Annotated in this window: 10 protein-coding genes; 1 reads left to right on the top strand and 9 read right to left on the bottom strand. The window is 51.0% G+C overall.

Features of this window, described 5'->3' with window-relative positions; all coding sequences use genetic code 11:
- The 7 genes from BLV85_RS11585 to BLV85_RS11555 form a co-directional block, all read right to left on the bottom strand.
- Window positions 1-1,575 (bottom strand): condensation domain-containing protein (locus BLV85_RS11585; protein WP_245725202.1); only part of this gene is annotated, 1,575 nt, incomplete at its 3' end.
- Window positions 1,576-1,581: 6 nt separating this feature from the next.
- Window positions 1,582-4,914 (bottom strand): non-ribosomal peptide synthetase, encoded by a 3,333-nt coding sequence (locus BLV85_RS11580; protein ID WP_218132825.1) that lies wholly within the window; start codon window positions 4,912-4,914, stop codon window positions 1,582-1,584.
- Between the two features lie 37 nt (window positions 4,915-4,951).
- Window positions 4,952-9,544 (bottom strand): type I polyketide synthase, encoded by a 4,593-nt coding sequence (locus BLV85_RS11575; RefSeq protein WP_090415315.1) that lies wholly within the window; start codon window positions 9,542-9,544, stop codon window positions 4,952-4,954.
- Window positions 9,544-14,844, bottom strand: a complete 5,301-nt coding sequence (locus BLV85_RS11570) for a non-ribosomal peptide synthetase (RefSeq protein WP_090415319.1) — start codon at window positions 14,842-14,844, stop codon at window positions 9,544-9,546. The genes BLV85_RS11575 and BLV85_RS11570 overlap by 1 nt, the downstream gene beginning before the upstream one ends.
- Window positions 14,845-14,939: 95 nt before the next feature.
- Window positions 14,940-15,608 (bottom strand): 4'-phosphopantetheinyl transferase family protein, encoded by a 669-nt coding sequence (locus BLV85_RS11565; protein ID WP_090415313.1) that lies wholly within the window; start codon window positions 15,606-15,608, stop codon window positions 14,940-14,942.
- Window positions 15,586-16,323, bottom strand: a complete 738-nt coding sequence (locus BLV85_RS11560; protein WP_090415311.1) for a thioesterase II family protein — start codon at window positions 16,321-16,323, stop codon at window positions 15,586-15,588. The genes BLV85_RS11565 and BLV85_RS11560 overlap by 23 nt, the downstream gene beginning before the upstream one ends.
- The gene (locus BLV85_RS11555; RefSeq protein WP_090415309.1) at window positions 16,316-16,531 is read right to left on the bottom strand and encodes an MbtH family protein; all 216 of its coding nucleotides are present in this window, start codon (window positions 16,529-16,531) and stop codon (window positions 16,316-16,318) included. The genes BLV85_RS11560 and BLV85_RS11555 overlap by 8 nt, the downstream gene beginning before the upstream one ends.
- 274 nt (window positions 16,532-16,805) lie before the next feature.
- Here BLV85_RS11555 and BLV85_RS11550 point away from each other — a divergent pair, with 274 nt between their 5' ends.
- On the top strand, window positions 16,806-17,363 hold the full coding sequence (locus BLV85_RS11550) for a sigma-70 family RNA polymerase sigma factor (RefSeq protein WP_245725201.1): 558 nt from the start codon (window positions 16,806-16,808) through the stop codon (window positions 17,361-17,363).
- A gap of 172 nt (window positions 17,364-17,535) precedes the next feature.
- On the opposite strand, the gene BLV85_RS11545 is transcribed toward BLV85_RS11550, so the two are convergent.
- Window positions 17,536-18,849: a hypothetical protein gene (locus tag BLV85_RS11545; protein WP_090415308.1), complete on the bottom strand. Its 1,314-nt coding sequence runs from the start codon at window positions 18,847-18,849 to the stop codon at window positions 17,536-17,538.
- A 73-nt stretch (window positions 18,850-18,922) separates the two neighbouring features.
- Window positions 18,923-19,072: transposase (locus BLV85_RS11540; protein WP_176973882.1), on the bottom strand; the 150-nt coding region annotated here is incomplete at its 5' end.

The following is a 19,072-nucleotide window of genomic DNA, read 5'->3' as shown; positions in this document are numbered from 1 at the left end:
CAAGGCCGTTGCATCCGGTCTTGCTATCGCTTGCTGTTCGATCAGATGATGCACCGGTTCCACCGAAGCATACCGTTGCTCATTGACGCCCCAGGCCTTGAGTTGAGCCCATTCCTTTTCGTTCATGAAAGCGACATCACCCAGACATTGTCCAGGCTGATCCGCCAGTTGCTCCAGCAAACACAGATAATGTTCACTCATGCGTACGATGGTCTGCGGCTCGAACAACTCGGCTGCATAGGTGAAACGTGCTTCGACCCGGCCGTCTGGCCGCTCCACGGTATCCAAAGTCAGTTCGAACTGCGCGCCTTGCTCGCCAAGCTCATATTCCTCGACTGTCAATCCCGGCAGGCGCGCCAGTGTGTGATCATCTTCACGCAAATGATTGAACATCGCCTGGAACAATGGATTCAGGTTCAGGTTGCGCTCCGGCTGGAGCGCTTCGACCAGTTGCTCAAATGGCAGATCCTGATGGGTTTGCGCCCCCAGGGCGGCATCCCGGGTTTGTTCGAGTAGCCGTTTCAGCGGCATGCGCCCGTCGATCCGGTTACACAATACCTGCGTATTGACGAAGAATCCCACCAGGTTTTCTATTTCCACGCGGTGGCGGTTGGCGATTGGCACACCCGCCCGTATCTCGCTTTGCCCGGTATAACGGTACAACAACGCCTGGAAACCTGTCAGCAGTCCCATGAACAGCGTCACGCCATGTGTCTGCATCTGCCGCTGCAAGTGCGCCATCAGCACCGCTGGTAGAGTAAAGTCGTGATGGGCCGCACGGTAGCTACCTGTCGAAGCACGGGGATGATCGGTCGGCAATTGCAACACAGGCTGAGTTTCACCCAGCTGGCTACGCCAGTAGGCCAGTTGGCGTTCTTTCTCGCCTGCTTCCAGCCAGTTTCGCTGCCAGATCGCATAATCCACATATTGAATCGAAAGCGGCGGCAGTGCGATCGGCTGCCCTTCGCAAAGCGCACGGTAACAGGCAGCGAATTCATTGATGATGATGCGGTTGGACCAGGCATCCGAGATAATGTGGTGCATCACCACCACCAGATGATGTTCCTCCGGTTCGACCTGCAGCAGCACCACGCGCAATAACGGGCCTTGGGTGAGATCGAAGGGCGTGGTATGGATGCGGATCGCTTCTTCCCGCACGCGGGCTGCGCGCTGCGCTGCCGGCACAGTACGCAAATCGATCATGGCCAGTTTGAATCGCCCTGCCGATTCGATGATTTGCTCGGGCAAGCCTTGTGCGTTGACACGGAACACCGTGCGCAGCGCTTCATGCCGCGCCACCAGTGTCTGAAAGCTTTCTTCCAGCGCTGCCCGGTCCAGCTTGCCTCGCAGCCGTAAAGCGCCACCTAGGTGATAGGCCGTGCTCTGGGGATCCAGTTGCCATAAGAACCAGTGTCGCTGTTGTGCGTAAGAAAGAGTATGACGCTTCTCAACCGGCTGTTGAACGATGGGCAGAAGCGAGAAATCGATGCCTCGCTCCTTCAGTGTACTGAGAAATATCTTTTGTTTTTCAGGGGAAAGTGTGGCAAACCGCTCGGCAATATTCTGTTTATTCAATTTTGATTAATTCTCCAATAAATCGAGTAATTCAGCCATTTCCGATAACTCAGTCTGCTCCTTGGCTTGCCTGGAAACTAACATGTATTCTTCCTGTACCACTGTCGCGATGGCTTTTAATACAGGCCGTTCAAAAAATAGCCGCAGGGGTAAGGAAATGGATAGGCTGAGCTGCAATTTTTGCTGAACTTGCAAAGCGGCAAGAGAATGTCCGCCCAATTCGAAGAAATTGTCATTGCGCCCCACGCGGCCAATACCCAACACTTCCGCCCAGATGTTGGCGAGGATCTGCTCCACTTCCCCTTCGGGTGCGGCATAGTCCCCATTGCCGGCAAACTCTGGTTCCGGCAAGTGGCCACGATCGACTTTGCCATTCGCATTCAGGGGCAGGTGGTCCAATACCACGATTGCCGAAGGCAGCATGTAGTCGGGCAAGGCCTGCGCGAGCGCTCTCCGCAATTCTGGGAGGGTTGCTGGAAGATCCGCGTGCAACGCAACATATGCCACCAGCCTAGAGCCGGCCGGCCCTTCCTTGGCCACCACCACCGCCTCCCGCACGGCCGGCTGCTGCAGCAGTTGGGTTTCGATTTCGCCCAGTTCTATACGGAACCCCCGGACCTTGACCTGATGATCCGCCCGGCCGAGGTATTCGATCTGTCCGTTCTCCCGCCACTTGGCCAGGTCACCAGTACGGTAGAGTCGCCCACCTTCGCTGTCGAAGGGATCAGCGACAAACCGTTCCGCTGTCAATCCGGGCCGGTTCAGATACCCGCGAGCCAGTCCTACTCCGCCAAGATAGATCTCCCCTGCCACACCCTGCGGCACGTGCCTCATTTCTTCATTTAGTATATAAAGCTGGGTAGCGGCTATAGGTCTGCCCAGCAAATTAGTTCTAGATCCGATTTTGCCAACAACCGACCAAATAGTTGTTTCAGTTGGCCCATACATGTTCCAGAGCTCGATATTCTGTGTGAGCAACTGATCAACCAAATCGACTGGCAATGTTTCCCCACCACATAAACACTTAAATGGACGTTGGTTATTTTCGTGCGGGATTTTCCACCCGCTTGTCAGTAACATGCGCCAGCCGGCCGGGGTGGATTGTAGAATATCTGCTTGATGGGTCCGCAGCAATTGCATGAGAAGCTGTCCATCACTTCTTTCTGCTTGTGATGCCATTACCAGCCGCGCACCAGCGCTGAGTGTCAAGTAAATCTCCAAACCGGCAATATCGAATGAAAGCGGAGTGATGGATACCAGGGTATTCCCGGATGTCATGCCTGGCGATTCCAGCATATTCATTACAAAATGACTCAATGCACGATGTCGTATTCCCACTCCCTTAGGCTTGCCGGTGGAACCGGAAGTATAGATAATATAGGCCAGATGCTCGCCGTGCAGGGCAACAGTTGGATTGTCCTCGGACGCATTGCTTACATCCAGTGTATCCAGCAACAGCATGTTGCCATGAGTCGGGCGCGGAATGCGTGATTCGATTGCCTGCTGCGTGAGCAACAATTCGATGCCGCTGTCCGCCACCATGTGCTGCAGCCGGTCACGCGGATAATCCGGATCGAGCGGCACATATGCGCCACCTGCCTTGAGAATGGCGAGCAGACCCACGATCATGTCGATCGAACGTTCGACCGCGATTCCTACCCGGCTTTCGGGTTGAATACCCAATGCGATCAGATGATGCGCCAACTGGTTTGCACGCCGGTTAAGTACCGCGTAGCTGAGTTCCGCGTTGCCGAAAATCAAGGCCGTCGCATCCGGTCGCGCCATCGCCTGCCGTTCGATCAGCTGATGCACCGATTCCACCAAGGCATAGCGTTGTTCATTAATGCCCCAGGCCTTGAGTTGAGTCCATTCTTTCTCGTTCATGAAAGCGACATCGCCCAAGCACTGCCCAGGCTGATCCGCCAGCTGCTCCAGCAAGCGAAGATAATGTTCACTCATGCGCACGATGGTCTGTGGCTCAAACAACTCGGCTGCATAGGTGAAACATGCTTCGACCCGTCCATCTGGCCGCTCCACAGTATCCAGTGTCAACTCGAACTGCGCGCCTTGATCGTCAAACTCGCATTCCTCCACTGCCAATCCCGGCAATTGTCCCAGCGCACGATAGTCTTCCCGTAGATGATTGAACATCACCTGGAACAATGGATTCAGATTCAGGTTGCGCTCCGGCTGGAGCGCTTCGACCAACTGCTCAAATGGCAAATCCTGATAAGCTTGCGCACCCAAGGCAGCATCACGGGTTTTCTCGAGCAGTCGTTCCAGCGGCATGCGCCCATCAATCCGGTTGCACAACACCTGCGTATTTACCAAACAGCCAACCAAATTTTCAGTTTCTACCCGATGTCGATTAGCGACCGGCACACCCACCCGAATGTCGCTTTGGCCTGTATAGCGGTACAACAATACTTGCAAGCCCGCCAATAACCCCATGAACAGTGTCATACCCCGCGTTTGCATCTGCCGTTGCAAATGCTCAATCAGCGAGGGTGGCAGAATAAAGTCATATTGAGCGGCACGATAGTTGCTTGTCGATGGACGGGGATGATCGGTCGGCAGTTGCAATACTGGGTGGATTTCACCCAGTTGGCTACGCCAGTAGGCCAGTTGCCGTTCTTTCTCACCCGCTTCCAGCCAGTTGCGCTGCCAGATCGCGTAATCCGCATATTGAACTGAAAGTGGCGGCATCAACACCTGCTGACCCTTACAATGCGCACGGTAACAAGTGGCGAATTCGTCGATGATAATGCGGTTGGACCAGGCATCCGAAATGATATGTGGCATCGCCACTACTAAATAATGTTCATCAGACGCCGCCTGGATCAGAGCTACACGCAATAATGGTCCTTGAGTAAGATCAAAAGGCGTAGTATGGATAAGGTTTACTTCTTCTTGCACACGGGCTGCACGCTGTGTCTCCGGCACCGCGCGCAAGTCGGCCACCATCAATCTGAATCGTCCCGCAGGGCTGATCACCTGCTCGGGCAATCCTTGTGCATTGGCACGGAACACCGTGCGCAACGATTCATGCCGCGCCACCAACGTCTGAAAGCTCTCTTCCAATGCCACTTGGTCCAGCTCGCCCTGCAACCGCAAGGCGCTTCCCAAGTGGTAGGCCGTACTCTGTGGATCCAGTTGCCATAAAAACCAATGCCGTTGCTGTGCGTAGGAAAGGCAAACTGGTTTACCCGGCTCTCTTTGTGGAATGACTGGCTCTTGCTGTGTCGATTCGCTACTTGACTTGAGTCGCCGCGCCAGTCGTTGTCGCTGCTCTGGCGTAAGACGCGCCCGCCGTTGTGCAAGATCATTATTGTCCATCATAAAATTCTCTGGGCTATGCATCCATGCAATGAACTATTTATGAGCATTCGATTTCATCGAGCAGTTTACTTTCGACCAAAACCGCCAAGCTCGAGATTGTCGGTGATCTGAAGAAATCGGCCGGATGCAGGTCAACGGAAAAGCTGGTTCGGACTCTAGAAAGAAGTTGTACTCCCAGTAGCGAATCCCCGCCCAGCTCAAATAAATTATCGTCTACCCCTATGGCATCGATTCCCAACAGACTCTGCCAAATCTCTGCAATGCTCATTTCAAGTTCGCCTTCAGGGGATTTGAAGGTTGTCGGCAAGGCGGGTCTTGGAAATCTTCCTGTCTTGATGGGGACATTGAAGGTAAGAGGCTGCGCAACCAGATCTTGCTGGGTTTGGCTCAATCGAGCATGCAAATCAAGCGTTGAAACGATCACTTGGGGCACATAAGGCCCGTTGATGATTCTCTCAAACACTTCTGCACCGTCTTCGGGAGCAATTCCCACTCCCTCTGGCATTTCCATGTTCGCCGCCATACCGACTTCCCGCCAGCTATCCCAGTTGACTGAAACAACAGGATAAGCCGCATCGCGATAGGCAGCACGCGCGACTGCGTCCAGATAAGCGTTAGCCGCGCAATAGTCGATTTTGCTGAGTCCACCGGCGATCGCCGCAAGTGATGAACATAGCAGCATGAAATCCAGTGAATCATCTTTAAAAACTGCCTGCAAGGCACGCATTCCCTGCACTTTTGGTGCCAACACCCTTGTAATCGCTTGATTCGTTTTGTTTGAAATCAACCCGCTGCTGACCTCGCCGGCAGCATGGATCACGCCATTGATCGCGCCAAAATAGTGGCGTGCTTGCTCGACCGCCCGCTGCAAAGCGGCTCGATTAGCTACATCTGCATTCACTACGAATACTTGAGCACCCAATGCTTCCAGTCGTAGAATTTTTTCTATTTTGTGTCGGAGCGTGCTGTCTTGACTCGCGGTTGCTAAAATCTCCGGCCAGTGCTCACGTATAGGAATGGGAGAGCGCCCTAGCAACACCAGTTTTGCCAGCCGAGTGCGCGCCAGATATTCAGCCAGTGTTAATCCGACTCCGCCTAATCCACCAGTGATTAAATAAACCCCTCCCGGTTTGAGACGGTCAGTAGCCGATACGCGATGCTGTAAGGTTTCAAAGCATTGTATCCATCGGTGAGGTCCCCGATAGGCCACCACTGCCGTTATATTCTCTTGTTGTGATTCGGCAAAAATCTGCTTGGCCAGATACGCACGACTTATGCTGTCCCACGCATGCAATTCGACATCGATTAAGCGGCAAGAAAGGTGTTCATACTCTTGGGGAATAACTTTGCATGGTCCATAGAGTAATGCTTTATAGGGCGATAACCTTTCACTACCGGTAACATCCTCCAATTGATTGGTCACCACGGTAATGTTGATGTTTTTTCCTGAGGGAAGTAGTGCTGGGTTAGCCTCCAGCGCGCGCGTGAGAGAAAGCAGACTATAAAAATTGCTAGCCAGACTACCTGCCTGAGTATTGGTTTCCTCTTCCGCGCTCAAACTCCAAAGATAAAAAATCTGACTGATCGTTTTACCCTCGTCACGCATCGCCTGGAATAATCGTTTGTAATCACGTTGATTCTTAGAGCATATCCGGTAGCGATGTGGACTTTCTTGCCGGAAGGCGGTATCTGCAAAAACAACGATGGGCTCAATTCCGAACAAGCGCAAATGATTAGCCAAGGCTGCACCGACTAAATGCTCATCGCTGAATATCACATATACACCGGTTTGTTCAGGATGAAGACTTTCGAAATCAATTTGCTCGGTGCGCTGCCAGGTTGGGACAAAGAGCCAATCATTTATTGAACGTGCCAGCGTTTGTTCTTGTTTCTTAGCTCCCAAAGTTGGCTGCATACCGCTTTTTAATTCAGATGACTGATTTTCGGCTTTGATCCAATAAGATTGTCGCTCAAACGGATAAGTCGGTAACGGCACGCGATGACGATGTTCATGGGCATAAAAATGTTGCCAATCGATGCTCAACCCGTTTAACCATAGCTTGCCGAGCGCGAGATACAAGTGCTTCTGCATCGAACAACTCTTGTTGGGATGGGGTAACGATGACAAGATAAGCTGCTCGGTTTTTGCCAATGGATGACGTTGCGCAAGTGTCGCCAGGGTTTCTCCTGGCCCGACCTCGAGTAATACTTGCATCGGATCGGCCAGCAATACCTGCAGACCATCATTGAAACGCACCGTCCCACGCACATGCTTTCCCCAGTAACGCGCATCCGTCGCTTCCTGGGCGGTTATCCAGTCCCCACTCAAATTGGAGAAAAAAGAAATCTTGGGAGGTTGAAGTTTTACCTGAGCCACCTGGTCAACAAAAGTTGACAGCAGAGGCTCTACCAAGCGCGAGTGAAATGCACGGGAGACATGCAGTTTTCGATAACCGGCACCAAGTCCAGCCAATTTTTTTTCAGCTGCTTCGATCGCTGCAATCGAACCAGACAATACACAAAGCCCCGGTCCATTGATAGCCGCCAGATCACATCCCTCTAGCTGTAGGGAGGCAAGTTCTGCTTCAGACAACATGACCGCCAGCATGGCGCCCGTTTCCATTTGCTGTAGCAAACGGCCTCGTAAGGCCACCAGGCGCAGCGCATCCTGCAATGAAAATACACCCGCCAAACAAGCAGCTACATATTCACCCACGCTGTGACCTATCATCGACACAGGTTGGATACCCCATGACATCCACATTTGTGCCAATGCATATTCAATGACGAACAAGGCAGGTTGTGTGATTTCGGTCTGTTCAAGCCGTGTTGAAGCAATCTGCCTGCTCGCTTCCTCTGCATCCGGGTAAAGAATGGCCAGGAGATCGAAATCCAGGTGTGGCCGTAATAACTGCAGACATTGATCGAAATGCTGGCGGAAAACCGGTTCCTGCTGATAAAGATCTCGTGCCATATCAACGTACTGTGCGCCTTGCCCTGGAAACAAAAAAGTCACAGGCCGGTGCTCAACCACATTTTCTTGCACAAGGAAACGATCGCTCTCCCGGTTATGCAGCAATGTTTTGGCATCCTCATGATCATGACAAAGTGCAATGGCCCGATGAGAAAATTGTTTCCTTCCGACTTGCAATGTGTAAGCGACATCGGCTAAAGACTGCTCAGGATGGACTTCAAGGTGCTGCTGCAATCGATTCACGGCTCGATCCAATGCGTGTTGGCTACGTGCCGACAACATGAGCAACTGCCAATCACGCGATGCACTTGAAGGTGCGCAATTGGGCGCTTCCTCGATAATCATATGCACGTTAGTGCCACCGATACCGAACGAGCTGACACCCGCTCGGCGCGGTGCCGAACTATCAGGCCAGTGCTTGCAAACAGTATTGACGTAAAAAGGACTCGAGGCAAAATCAATCTGTGGATTGGGTTGCTCAAAATGCAGGCTCGGAAGCAGTGTCCGATGTTTCAATGAAAGTACTGTTTTGATCAGGCCGGCTACACCAGCCGCCGCATCAAGATGGCCTACATTGGTTTTGACTGAACCGATGCCACAAAAACCCCGCCGATCGGTACTCTCCCGAAAAGCTTGTGTCAAGGCTGCAACTTCAATCGGGTCTCCTAGTGTCGTACCCGTTCCATGCGCTTCGACATAACTGATCGTATCGGAGGAAACGCCCGCAATGGCCTGGGCAGCAAGTATCACCTCAGCCTGCCCTTCGATACTGGGTGCCGTATAGCCGGCCTTGGCCGACCCATCATTATTGATCGCCGAACCCTTGATCACAGCCTGAATGGTGTCGCCATCCGCCAGTGCATCTTTAAGACGCTTTAATACCACCACGCCCACTCCACTGCCGATTACCGTTCCTGCAGCCTTGGCGTCAAACGCACGGCAATGCCCGTCCGGCGAGAGAATGGCACCTGCTTGATAGTGATATCCTCCCTCGTGCAGCAAATTGACCCATGCCCCGCCGGCAATAGCCATGTCAGCTTCGTGATTGAGTAAGCCGCGGCAGGCTACATGCGTCGCAGCCAAGGAAGTAGAACAAGCTGTTTGCACGGTAATACCAGGACCGCGCAAGTTGAGCTTGTACGCGACGGTCGTGGTCATGGAATCCTTGTTATTACCATTCATCAATCCCTGTAGTGATGAAATATCCTGCATATCTGTCATGCGTCCAGTGGATAGCAGATTCAGCAATAAGTAAGTATTCACGCCACAACCCGCATAGACTCCGATCGGATCGGTGTAGTGTGAAGTATCGTAGCCAGCATCTTCCAGGGCCTCCCATGCCACTTCCAGAAAAAGCCGGTGCTGCGGATCGGTCTCCGCGGCTTCTCTCGGGGTATAGCCAAAGAAAGCCGCATCAAAACCAGCAATATTATCCAGCTGAGCGACTGCTTTTATGTAGCGAGGATCATGCAATATTTCAGCCGATGCACCACGCGCTAGCAGCGCTTCATCATCCAAGAAAGTGATGGATTCAATACCCTCACGCAGGTTGCGCCAGAAAGACTCGGTATCATTTGCGCCAGGAAAGCGACATGCCATCCCGATAACGGCGATGTCAATATCCGAACATCCCGGTGTTTCTTCCAAATAACCCATTAATTTATCCTCTCTTGTTTTCGTTGGATGAAAGCGCTGCGCTGACGCTGTGCACGTGCCCGGTGACGTGATAAGGAAGCAGGACCCGTCTCTCCCTCGCTTAAAAATTTCGCCAGACTTGCCACGGTGGTGTATTTAAAAAGATCAACCATGGCAATTTGTCTAGATAACCGTGCTTCCAGCTTCTGTTTAATCTTGATCAGCAGCAGCGAATGCCCGCCTAAATCAAAAAAGTTGTTATGCATGCCAACTTGCGGCATTTCCAGGGTTTCAGCCCAAATTTCCGCAATGGTTTTTTCCATCATATTGACAGGAGGATCATAATCAGATGTGTCGAACTGCTCAGGAATCGGCAACGCTTTCCGGTCTATTTTGCCGTTAGGATTAAGCGGCAATCTATCCAGGATAATGAACTGGCTGGGGATCATGTAATCAGGCAACGTAGCTGCCAGTGCGGTTTTCAACAGCGATGCGCTCAATTGCATGCCATCATGTGGCGCGATATAGGCAAGCAGACGAAGACCATGCCGTCCCTCTCGCGCGATCACTGCCGCTTCGCGCACCTCCGTTTGCGCAAGCAAACGTGCCTCGATTTCTCCCAATTCAACACGGAAGCCGCGCAATTTGATCTGATCATCGATACGGCCGAGATACTCGAGTTGGCCATCACCACGCCAGCGCACTAAATCTCCGGTTCGATAAAGGCGGCCGCCTGCTTGATCGAATGGATCGGCGACAAAACGCTCGCTGGTCTGAGCCGGGCGATCAAGATAACCACGCGCCAACCCTGCGCCTCCTATATAGAGCTCACCCACTGAGCCAGGCGGCACGAGATTGAGTTCGGCATCAAGTACATAGAGATTGCGAACACCAACCGAGCGCCCGATAGGTGCAAATTCACCCATTGATGACTTTAACGCGCTCTCACCGCTCTGATCGAACCATGCGGTCGGGGTGATCACCGTTTCAGTCGGCCCATACGCATTCACCAAACGCGCCTGCGGAAATAGCTTCCGGGCAGCGATCACATCTGCTGCATACCAGGCTTCCCCCCCTGCAATACAAGAACGCACCCATTGCCGGGTTTGTTCGATTTGCGGAAGCAACAGGCGCAGATAAGCAGGAGGAAGATGCAAAATCGTTATTTTGTGCCGTTCGATCAGATCAGTGAAACCCTCACCAGTCAGATGCTGGTTAGATGAAAGCACAAGGGTTGCACCTTCAGTCAATGGTCCCATCCATTGCTCAGCTGCGGCATCGAAATTCATCGAAAAAAACATTAATTCACGATCACCCTGCTGGACAGCATAGATTTTTTTAATGGCAGACAAATGCATGGCGAGCGGGCCATGCGCAACCGCCACGCCTTTAGGCCGGCCAGTGGAGCCAGAGGTATAAATCACATAAGCAAGACTGTCGCCATGCAGCGCAATTTCAGGATTGATTTCATTGCCAGCACTCAAGTCAAGTCTGTCGATTTCCAGGATAGTGACCTCTTGATGACAGGGCAACAACGCCCTGAGATGGGATTGCGTCAGCAACAGCTGCACGCCACTATCTTCAATCAGATAATTCAATCGATCACCCGGATATTCGGGATCAAGCGGAACATAGCCACCACCTGCTTTCAGAATGGCCAGCAATCCCACGATCAGATCCACAGAATTGCGTTCAATTGCTATACCGACGGGTGTTTCCGGCTTAACTCCCAGACCGATCAACCGGTGAGCCAACTTGTTTGCACGGTGATTGAGTTCCGCGTAACTTAATTCACTATGATCTGAAATCACTGCTGTCATCTGAGGACACCTTTCTGCCTGACGTTCTATCAGACGGTGCACCGCATGATCGAGCGAAGAGATTTCCACTGCCCCACCCCAGTTTGCAAGCTGCCGTTTATCATCCTTATCCAGCAAATCAATATCGCCGATTGCAGTCGAGGACTGTGTCGCCAGTACATGCAAAATTTGCTGATAATGTCGAGTCAGGCGCTCGATTGAGGCAGCATCGAATAGGTTGGACGCGTATACAAAACTGGCGGACACGCTCCCATCGGGCAATTCAACCGTTTCAAGCCTCAGCTCTAATTGGGCTGCCTGCTCAGGGAGAGCGTAATCGGCAACCGCCAGCCCAGAAAATTGCTGCAACAAACGGTAGTCTTTCTGTAGATAATTGAGTGTGATTTGAAAGAGGGGGTTCTGATGCAAATCCCGCTGGGGGTGCAGCGCTTCGACCAGTTGTTCGAACGGCAAGTCTTGGTGCGATTGAGCATTGATAGCATCATCCCGTACCCGAGCCAGAAGCTCAGCAAGCGGCATGCGCCCGTGCATTTGGCATTGCAAAACCTGTGTGTTAACGAAAAAGCCAATCAGATCTGTCGTTTCAATGCGATTACGATTAGCGATCGGTACCCCCACGCGTACCACCTGCTGCCCAGTATGGCGGAACAACAGCACCTGCAACGCGACCAACAATGTCATGAACAGTGTTGCACCGCATCCAAGTGCCAGTTGACGTAGCTGAGTCAATACAGCCTGCGGCACCTCAAAACGATATCGTGCTGCCGGATATTGGGTAACAGGTTGTCTGGGGCGGTCAGTCGGCAGCCTCAGAATCGGATGCACATCACCCAGATAGTTCCGCCAGTAAGCGAGTTGTCGCGCTTTTTCACCTGCTTCCAACCACTTTTGCTGCCAGACCGCATAATCCCCATATTGAACAGGAAGATTTGCGAGGCAAGCAGGCTTGGCGTACGCATGCGCCTGATAGCACGCGGCTAACTCATTCAATAGAATTTGTATGGAAACACCATCAGAGATGATATGGTGCATAACGATAAAGACGATGTGTTCCTGATCGGTCAACCTGATCAATGCCACCCGCAGCAAAGGATCCTGCGTCAAATCAAAAGGAAGTGAAACAATGCGCTGTGCTTCCTCGGCAGCCTGATCTTCTCGCCTGTCAACGTCCCATTCGTACAAATCAACTTCTGTTATCGCCAAACGCGATGCGGGCTGAATGACCTGCTCGACCGTGCCTGTTGCATGAATTTGAAAATTCGTACGTAATGATTCATGGCGTTCATGCAAATCCTGAAAGCTCGCGTAAAATGCCTGCCTATCCAGCAAACCTGATAATCGTATGGCATGCTGAACATGATAGGCGGTACTGGCTGGATCGAGTTGCCAAAGAAACCACAGGCGCTGTTGACCGTAAGACAAAGGCAACGTATGGACGGCATCCCTTATAGGCACGAGACGAGTTGTTTCCACTTTCGAAGAATCTGTCTTCGAGGAAACGAGGCGCTTGATTTCTGAAGCACACTCGTGTAATCGTGGGCACCGAAACAAGCTGCGCGGCAGAAACGGAATCTGCCAACGATCTGCAATTCGCGCCACGACTTGAACAGCAGAGAGTGAATTGCCGCCAATGGCAAAGAAATGATCTTCGGGTTGAAATCCAGTACGATGCAACACAGCTTCCCAGATAGTTGCCAGAGCAAGATCTGTTTCATCTTCCAACATGGAAGTGAGTGGTTTGCTGCCTCCAAGCACAAAACGCCCATATTCATAGATGGCATAAGCATCCAGTGTGCGTTCGCGCCAGCCTTGTCGGCAGGCCGTGCGTTGTAACTTGCCGCTCGATGTTTTGGGAAGTGCGCCAGGATTCAGCAGCACTACCACAGACAAGGATTCATGACAACTGGCACTCACAGACTCGCTGAGCACCGTCACCAGTGCTTCAGGAGGAACCAGTTTCTGCATCTTGCGCGACACCTCTACCGCAATACCAATTCCCTCGCCTGCTTGATGTTCAACCGAGAAGGCCGCCACTCGCCCTTTGCGTACAGCTTCCACTTCCTCCTCAATGACCAGCTCAATATCATGAGGATAAACATTCTGCCCTCGAATGATGATGAGATCCTTGAGCCGCCCCATAATATATAGCTGATGAGCGTAAATGAATCCCAGGTCACCCGTACGTAACCAGCGAGCACCTTGATATTGAATGAAGGCTTCTGCTGTTTCCCGTGGACGTTGCCAATATCCCCCCGCAAGACTCGGTCCTTCTGTCCAGATTTCACCGACCTGGCCATCGGCCAAAGGAATTTGTTTTTCTGGATCAATGATACGTATCGCATGATTGGAGGCAGGAAAACCACAGGCAACAATAGGAATACCTCGCGCCACTATTTCTGCTTGACCCTGCGCCAACCTTTCGGAGGAAAATTCATGAGCTATCATGCCTTCTCCACGTACGCCTCCGGTCACAAACAATGTCGCTTCAGCCAAGCCATAGCACGGGTAAATTGTGCCAGCAGAGAAACCCACCGCACTGAAGCGTTCGATGAAGGCACACATTGTATCTCTACGCACAGGCTCGGCACCCGAGAAGGCAACGCGCCAGGTCGATAAATCAAGTTCTTGCAATTGGGCATTCTTCACACGCTCAACGCAAAGCTGGAAAGCAAAATTGGGCGCACCACTCACTGTCGCGCGATAACGGGAGATGATTTCAAGCCATCGTACAGGCCTTTCGATAAAGTGTTGGGGCGCCATTAGTATTACCGGAACGCCCCGGTGCAACGGTTGGATCAGGCCGCCGATCAATCCCATGTCATGGTAGAGCGGCAACCAGCTGACAAAAATGTCATCTTCGCCAATAGACATACCTTCTTCGAATGCCCGAGCATTGATGATGAGGTTGTGATGGCTGACCATGACACCTTTGGGCGTGGAGGTCGACCCGGAGGTGTATTGCAAAAAAGCAATTTCATCTCCCTCCGGTATGCGCTCCTGCCAGCTATATTCATTAACTTGAAAAGTACTTTGCAGAATCGAATCGACTGTCAATATCTCGGCTTTGGCTAATTGTGTATTCGCTACGCCATCAAGCAGGGGTAGAACTTCACTGGTAGTCAGGATACTGCGCGCCTTGGCATCTGCCGCAATTGCGAGTAATCGTGCCAGATGACGCTCGCGAATTAACTCTGGTGGAAATACTGGTACAGCAATCATGCCTGCATAAAGGCATGCCAGAAAACCGATCGCATAGTGTTCGTCATTTTCCATCAGCAATAGCACTCTCTCGCCCTTCGTGTATCGCTTCTGCAGTACGGCAGCGACAGATCGCACGTGCAGGTCAAGCGTAAAATAGCCGAATCGTCTTTCAACTAATTTGTCACTTTGAGCATTTACAACAATGAGAGCAGTGTCGCTTGGACGCTCCAATGCCAGGTTCCGCAGGTGCGAGACAATGTTGTCGGGATAACTGCGAGATGGAATCAGTCTTGTATTCATTGATTTATACCTAAAAAATAAACCCGCGCTTTGCAAAAATTTTTCCCGATACAAGCGCTTATTGCATTTTCCAACCAAAAAGAGTAAGTGATCGGCTATGCATGCCATCCATCTGAATTGGCTAGTGCAAGCGCAGCGGTATAGCCAGGTACCACATCAATCGACCAAGCCCGGATTTTTGTCATGCTGGGTTGATCAAGAATGATGTGGTAACTGTCATCGTAATTTGGCAGGACGGTAACTGATTGCAGAAAATCGGTAATACCCAATCCCAATGCTTTCAATACTGATTCTTTCACTACCCAGAGTTCGATGAAATTACTGCTGGACCAATATCCCATTGCCCGCTCCATCGAGGTAAAAACAAGCTTTTCCAGGTTGGCAACGTCACGGTGCATGTACTCGATGTCAATCCCTATTGCGCCAATAGTCGATAATGCAATCAATGCGTAGTGGCCTGAATGAGAAACGTTGAACTCGATATTCGAGTAGGCTTGTAAGCGTGGTTTTCCAAGGTTGTCCGCTTGAATGTGCAATGTCTTGGGAGATGACATGAGGCGCATCGCAAGCAAACGACGTAATGACGCTCGTGTCTTGATAAAGCGGACCTGGTCTTGAAACTGGTGGTAACGGAGCGCATGAGCCTGCTCTTCGGCATTCAGCAATACCCAATCACTACCAGTGCAGGGTGTATCAAACTTAAACTCGATCATCCAGACTTCGATACCGACAGGTAAAACTTCAGGCAGTGCTATGCGCTTCATATGGTTTATCTAATACGTTTTCAGCCAGACGCTTAACCAAGGTTGTTAAAAATACTTCCTCACATTGGCGAAAATAGAAATGTCCGCCATCAAACCAATCCAGGGTAAAAATTCGAGTTGCTGTTAACCGCCAGTCACTTAGTTTCGGCTCATCAATCTCATCTGACCGTCCACCAAAAACATTGATAGAAAGCGGTAAGGCTGGTAGCTTCGTATATCGAAAGCTTCCGCACACGCTATAATCTATCGTCAATACATTCAGAACCATCGCCATCAGCTCGGGGTGATTGAATACTTCTTCAGGCGTTCCGGCTTGTTTCCTTAAATCCGCGATCAACGCTTGCTCACCCTGTATTTTGCTGTAGCGTTCGCTATCCTGGCGATTGGGTGCCGCACACCCTGATATGAGCAGCGCGACAGGAAGCGGTAAGTTACGGGCAAACAAGCCATGGGCAATACCGTATGCCAGCAATCCCCCCATGCTGTGGCCAAAGAAGGCATAGTTTTCAGGTAAATTTGAAATGACCTCATCACAAAGCGATGAGGTCAATGCTGCATAATTTTTCTTGGGCAATTCCATCGCTCGACTGCCTCGTCCTGGTAGCTCAAGGATTCTCAAGACTATCCAGGAAGGTAATAATCGTCGCCAGCGAAGGTACATGGTTGCGCTCGCCCCAGCGCATGGCAGGCAGAATAGCGTTAGTGATTTAGGCATGGTTATCCATAAAACGCCGCAAACTGAGCGGTCGCATATCAGTCCATGTTTTTTCGATATGATCCAGACAGGTTTTTTTGTCTCCCAATACGCCTATATCTCGCCATCCTCCTGGAATTGCTTTCCACTCTGGCCAAATCGAATATTGTTCTTCATGATTGACTAGCACACGAAACATGCCATCTTCACGATCAAAACAGCTGGTCATAACACCCCTCGTAACAATGAATAAACAGTATTTATTCATTCTTTATAATTAAGAATGGTTCCTATTTAAACTAGACGAATCGACTCGCCAGGAATACAAAAATTAGAAACCCTGGTGACAGCGTCCTGTAGCTGATTGTATGAGGTGTACGATACCTGCCGGATTTGGTTTCGCGGGCCTGGAATCAAAAATCCACATTTCATCGGTATCACAAATACCACCGATATTTGGTTTAGAACTAGGACTGGTTACCAATATTGACTTTTTCATAGAAATGAGAATAATTATCATTTTTCTTCTCATTAATAACAAAAAGGCAATAATGATGTCATCGATTGAGAAATGGACCCTGGAGCTGGATACCCTGTTTATTGCCAACCGCATGCAACTTCGACGAGCGGCTTACAAGATTCTAGGAGATTGGGAAAGGTCTGATGATATCGTACAGGATGCTTATATCAAGGTCGCTGAAATGACTGCCACACAAGACGTCAGGCAACCCTTGTCATACCTCTTTCGGATTGTGCGCAACTTGGCGATCGATCATTATCGTCGTGGAATATTCGAATCACAACTTTTCGGATTGGATGAGGAAGGAATAAATGCTGTCACTTCGATTGACTCGCCAGAGAACACTGCAATGAACCGCCAGCTCCTCGAACGGGTAACTGAAGTGCTGGCCAAGCTGCCATATCGTACGAAACAGGTTTTTGAGCTTTACCGAGTCAATGAATATACTCAAACAAAGATTGCAGAGGAGTTAGGTATATCCACTTCATTGACAAATACTCTGATTCGTGAAGTAACTGATGAATGCAGAAACGTTCTTTAAAGCTATGCGTTTTTTTCTTGCTTGCTACCTTCGCAAACAGGCTTTATCCGGACTCAATTTCCGTCAGCTTTATAGTACGGCAACGTGCTTGTGCTCAACGATTGTGCCACTGAAAATAAGGGTGCATTCCAAACGCCATACTGATAAATGCGTTCGGAAAAATACTGGCCAGTCACGCCCCCAGGAGGATGGAGTGAATTTCCACGCCATAGCGGCGCACCAGGTCCTGCTTGGCTTGTTTATAGGCTTCACTCTCACCCTTGTGGGTAGTGCGATCCACGTAGCGGCGGGCCAGTTCTTCGGTAATGACATCCAGAAACAACTCGGCCAGCAATAACCGCGCTCCATCCTTGAAATGCCCCTGCCCGTTCAGATACAGGCGGACTGTGGGTGCCTCGGTATTGATGAGTATCATGCGATCCTCGATACTATAAACAGCCCTGTCGACATCATTGTTCAGGTTCTTGAGCGCATAACCCCTGAACAAATCCGTAGTATTATCCATCGCCCAGGGGTTGCGGGGTTTCCCGGATGGATTGCCATGACCTTTACCGGCCGCATTCTCCGCGATGACGACTTCGCACGCAGCGGAATAGGGGCCACAGTTGACTTGTATTTTCCCGCTGGCACCGATTTCTGAGCCGGTCACCGTCCATTCCAGGCGGCCATCACCGGCCAGCTCTGCCACGCTCAGTGCTTCCATCGCAGGCCGGATCGAGACACTATCTGGCAACGCATAACTGAAAGACAGGATTTCCTGATCCATCAGCCGGCTGCGGTCTGCCCGCATGACCACATGAAAAGCATGCCCTACTTGCCGGTAATAAAACGGTGTGCCAAAACGCAGCACCGCTGGCTGCCCTGTTCCAAAAGATCGATACTGGGCTGAACCGGTGCCGGGGGGCAGGATGATTTTCAGCTCCTGGCTGGCGATCTGATTCACCCGTTGCAGCAAGTGCTCAATCAAGTTTTGGGTCCGTCTTGAAGTGGTGGCGTGATCAACATGACTCAGCCTGATCTGCTCTCTTTTGACAACATCGGCTATCCTGTGGCTGACGGCATCGGCAAAAGCGGCTACAAACGGCTCCTTCAGATTGAGCCCCTCACGTTCATCGCTGATCACGGAATGGCCGCTGGCGAGCATTTCGGCCAAAGCCGGACAGATTACGCTGCCAAACAGGTACTCGGTACCCAATTGATTTTCGAATTGAAAGAATTGGCAATCAAAAACCGCCGTGCCTGAAATCACCAGCAGCCCATTGGTGCGCTCATCGCCCTTGAGAACCAGGTCGGTATAGCTCGCCTTTTTCAGGGTTAATGAATACCAATAGCTCCGCGCCTTGTACATAAAGCTGCCCTGCTCTTCGGGGCCAATCAGCAACTCCGACTCTGGCTCTTCATATTTCAACTGGAGGCAGGTTCGATGCCTGCCTTTTTTGTTCAGGTTGATGATCTCGACTGTCCGGCGCTGCAGAATATCTCTCAACTAAACAACCACCAGCTAAAGCTGGTGGGTTAGTGACAATGACTAAAGTCAGGATACGGGTCTTAAGACCCGTTTAGCTTTCGGTTCTGAAATTATCATCACCTTTAGGTTCAAAATGATGCTCCAAATAGTTTTGAATCATTTCTTCTGTCAGTTCTCCTGATGTTACACAAAAGTATCCTCGCGCCCAAAAATGGCGCCCCCAGTAGCGTTTTTTTAAGTC

Source organism: Nitrosomonas halophila (assembly GCF_900107165.1).
Classification (GTDB): domain Bacteria; phylum Pseudomonadota; class Gammaproteobacteria; order Burkholderiales; family Nitrosomonadaceae; genus Nitrosomonas; species Nitrosomonas halophila.
The sequence above is the reverse complement of the archived record's forward strand: the minus strand, read 5'-3'. Positions and strand labels throughout refer to the sequence as shown.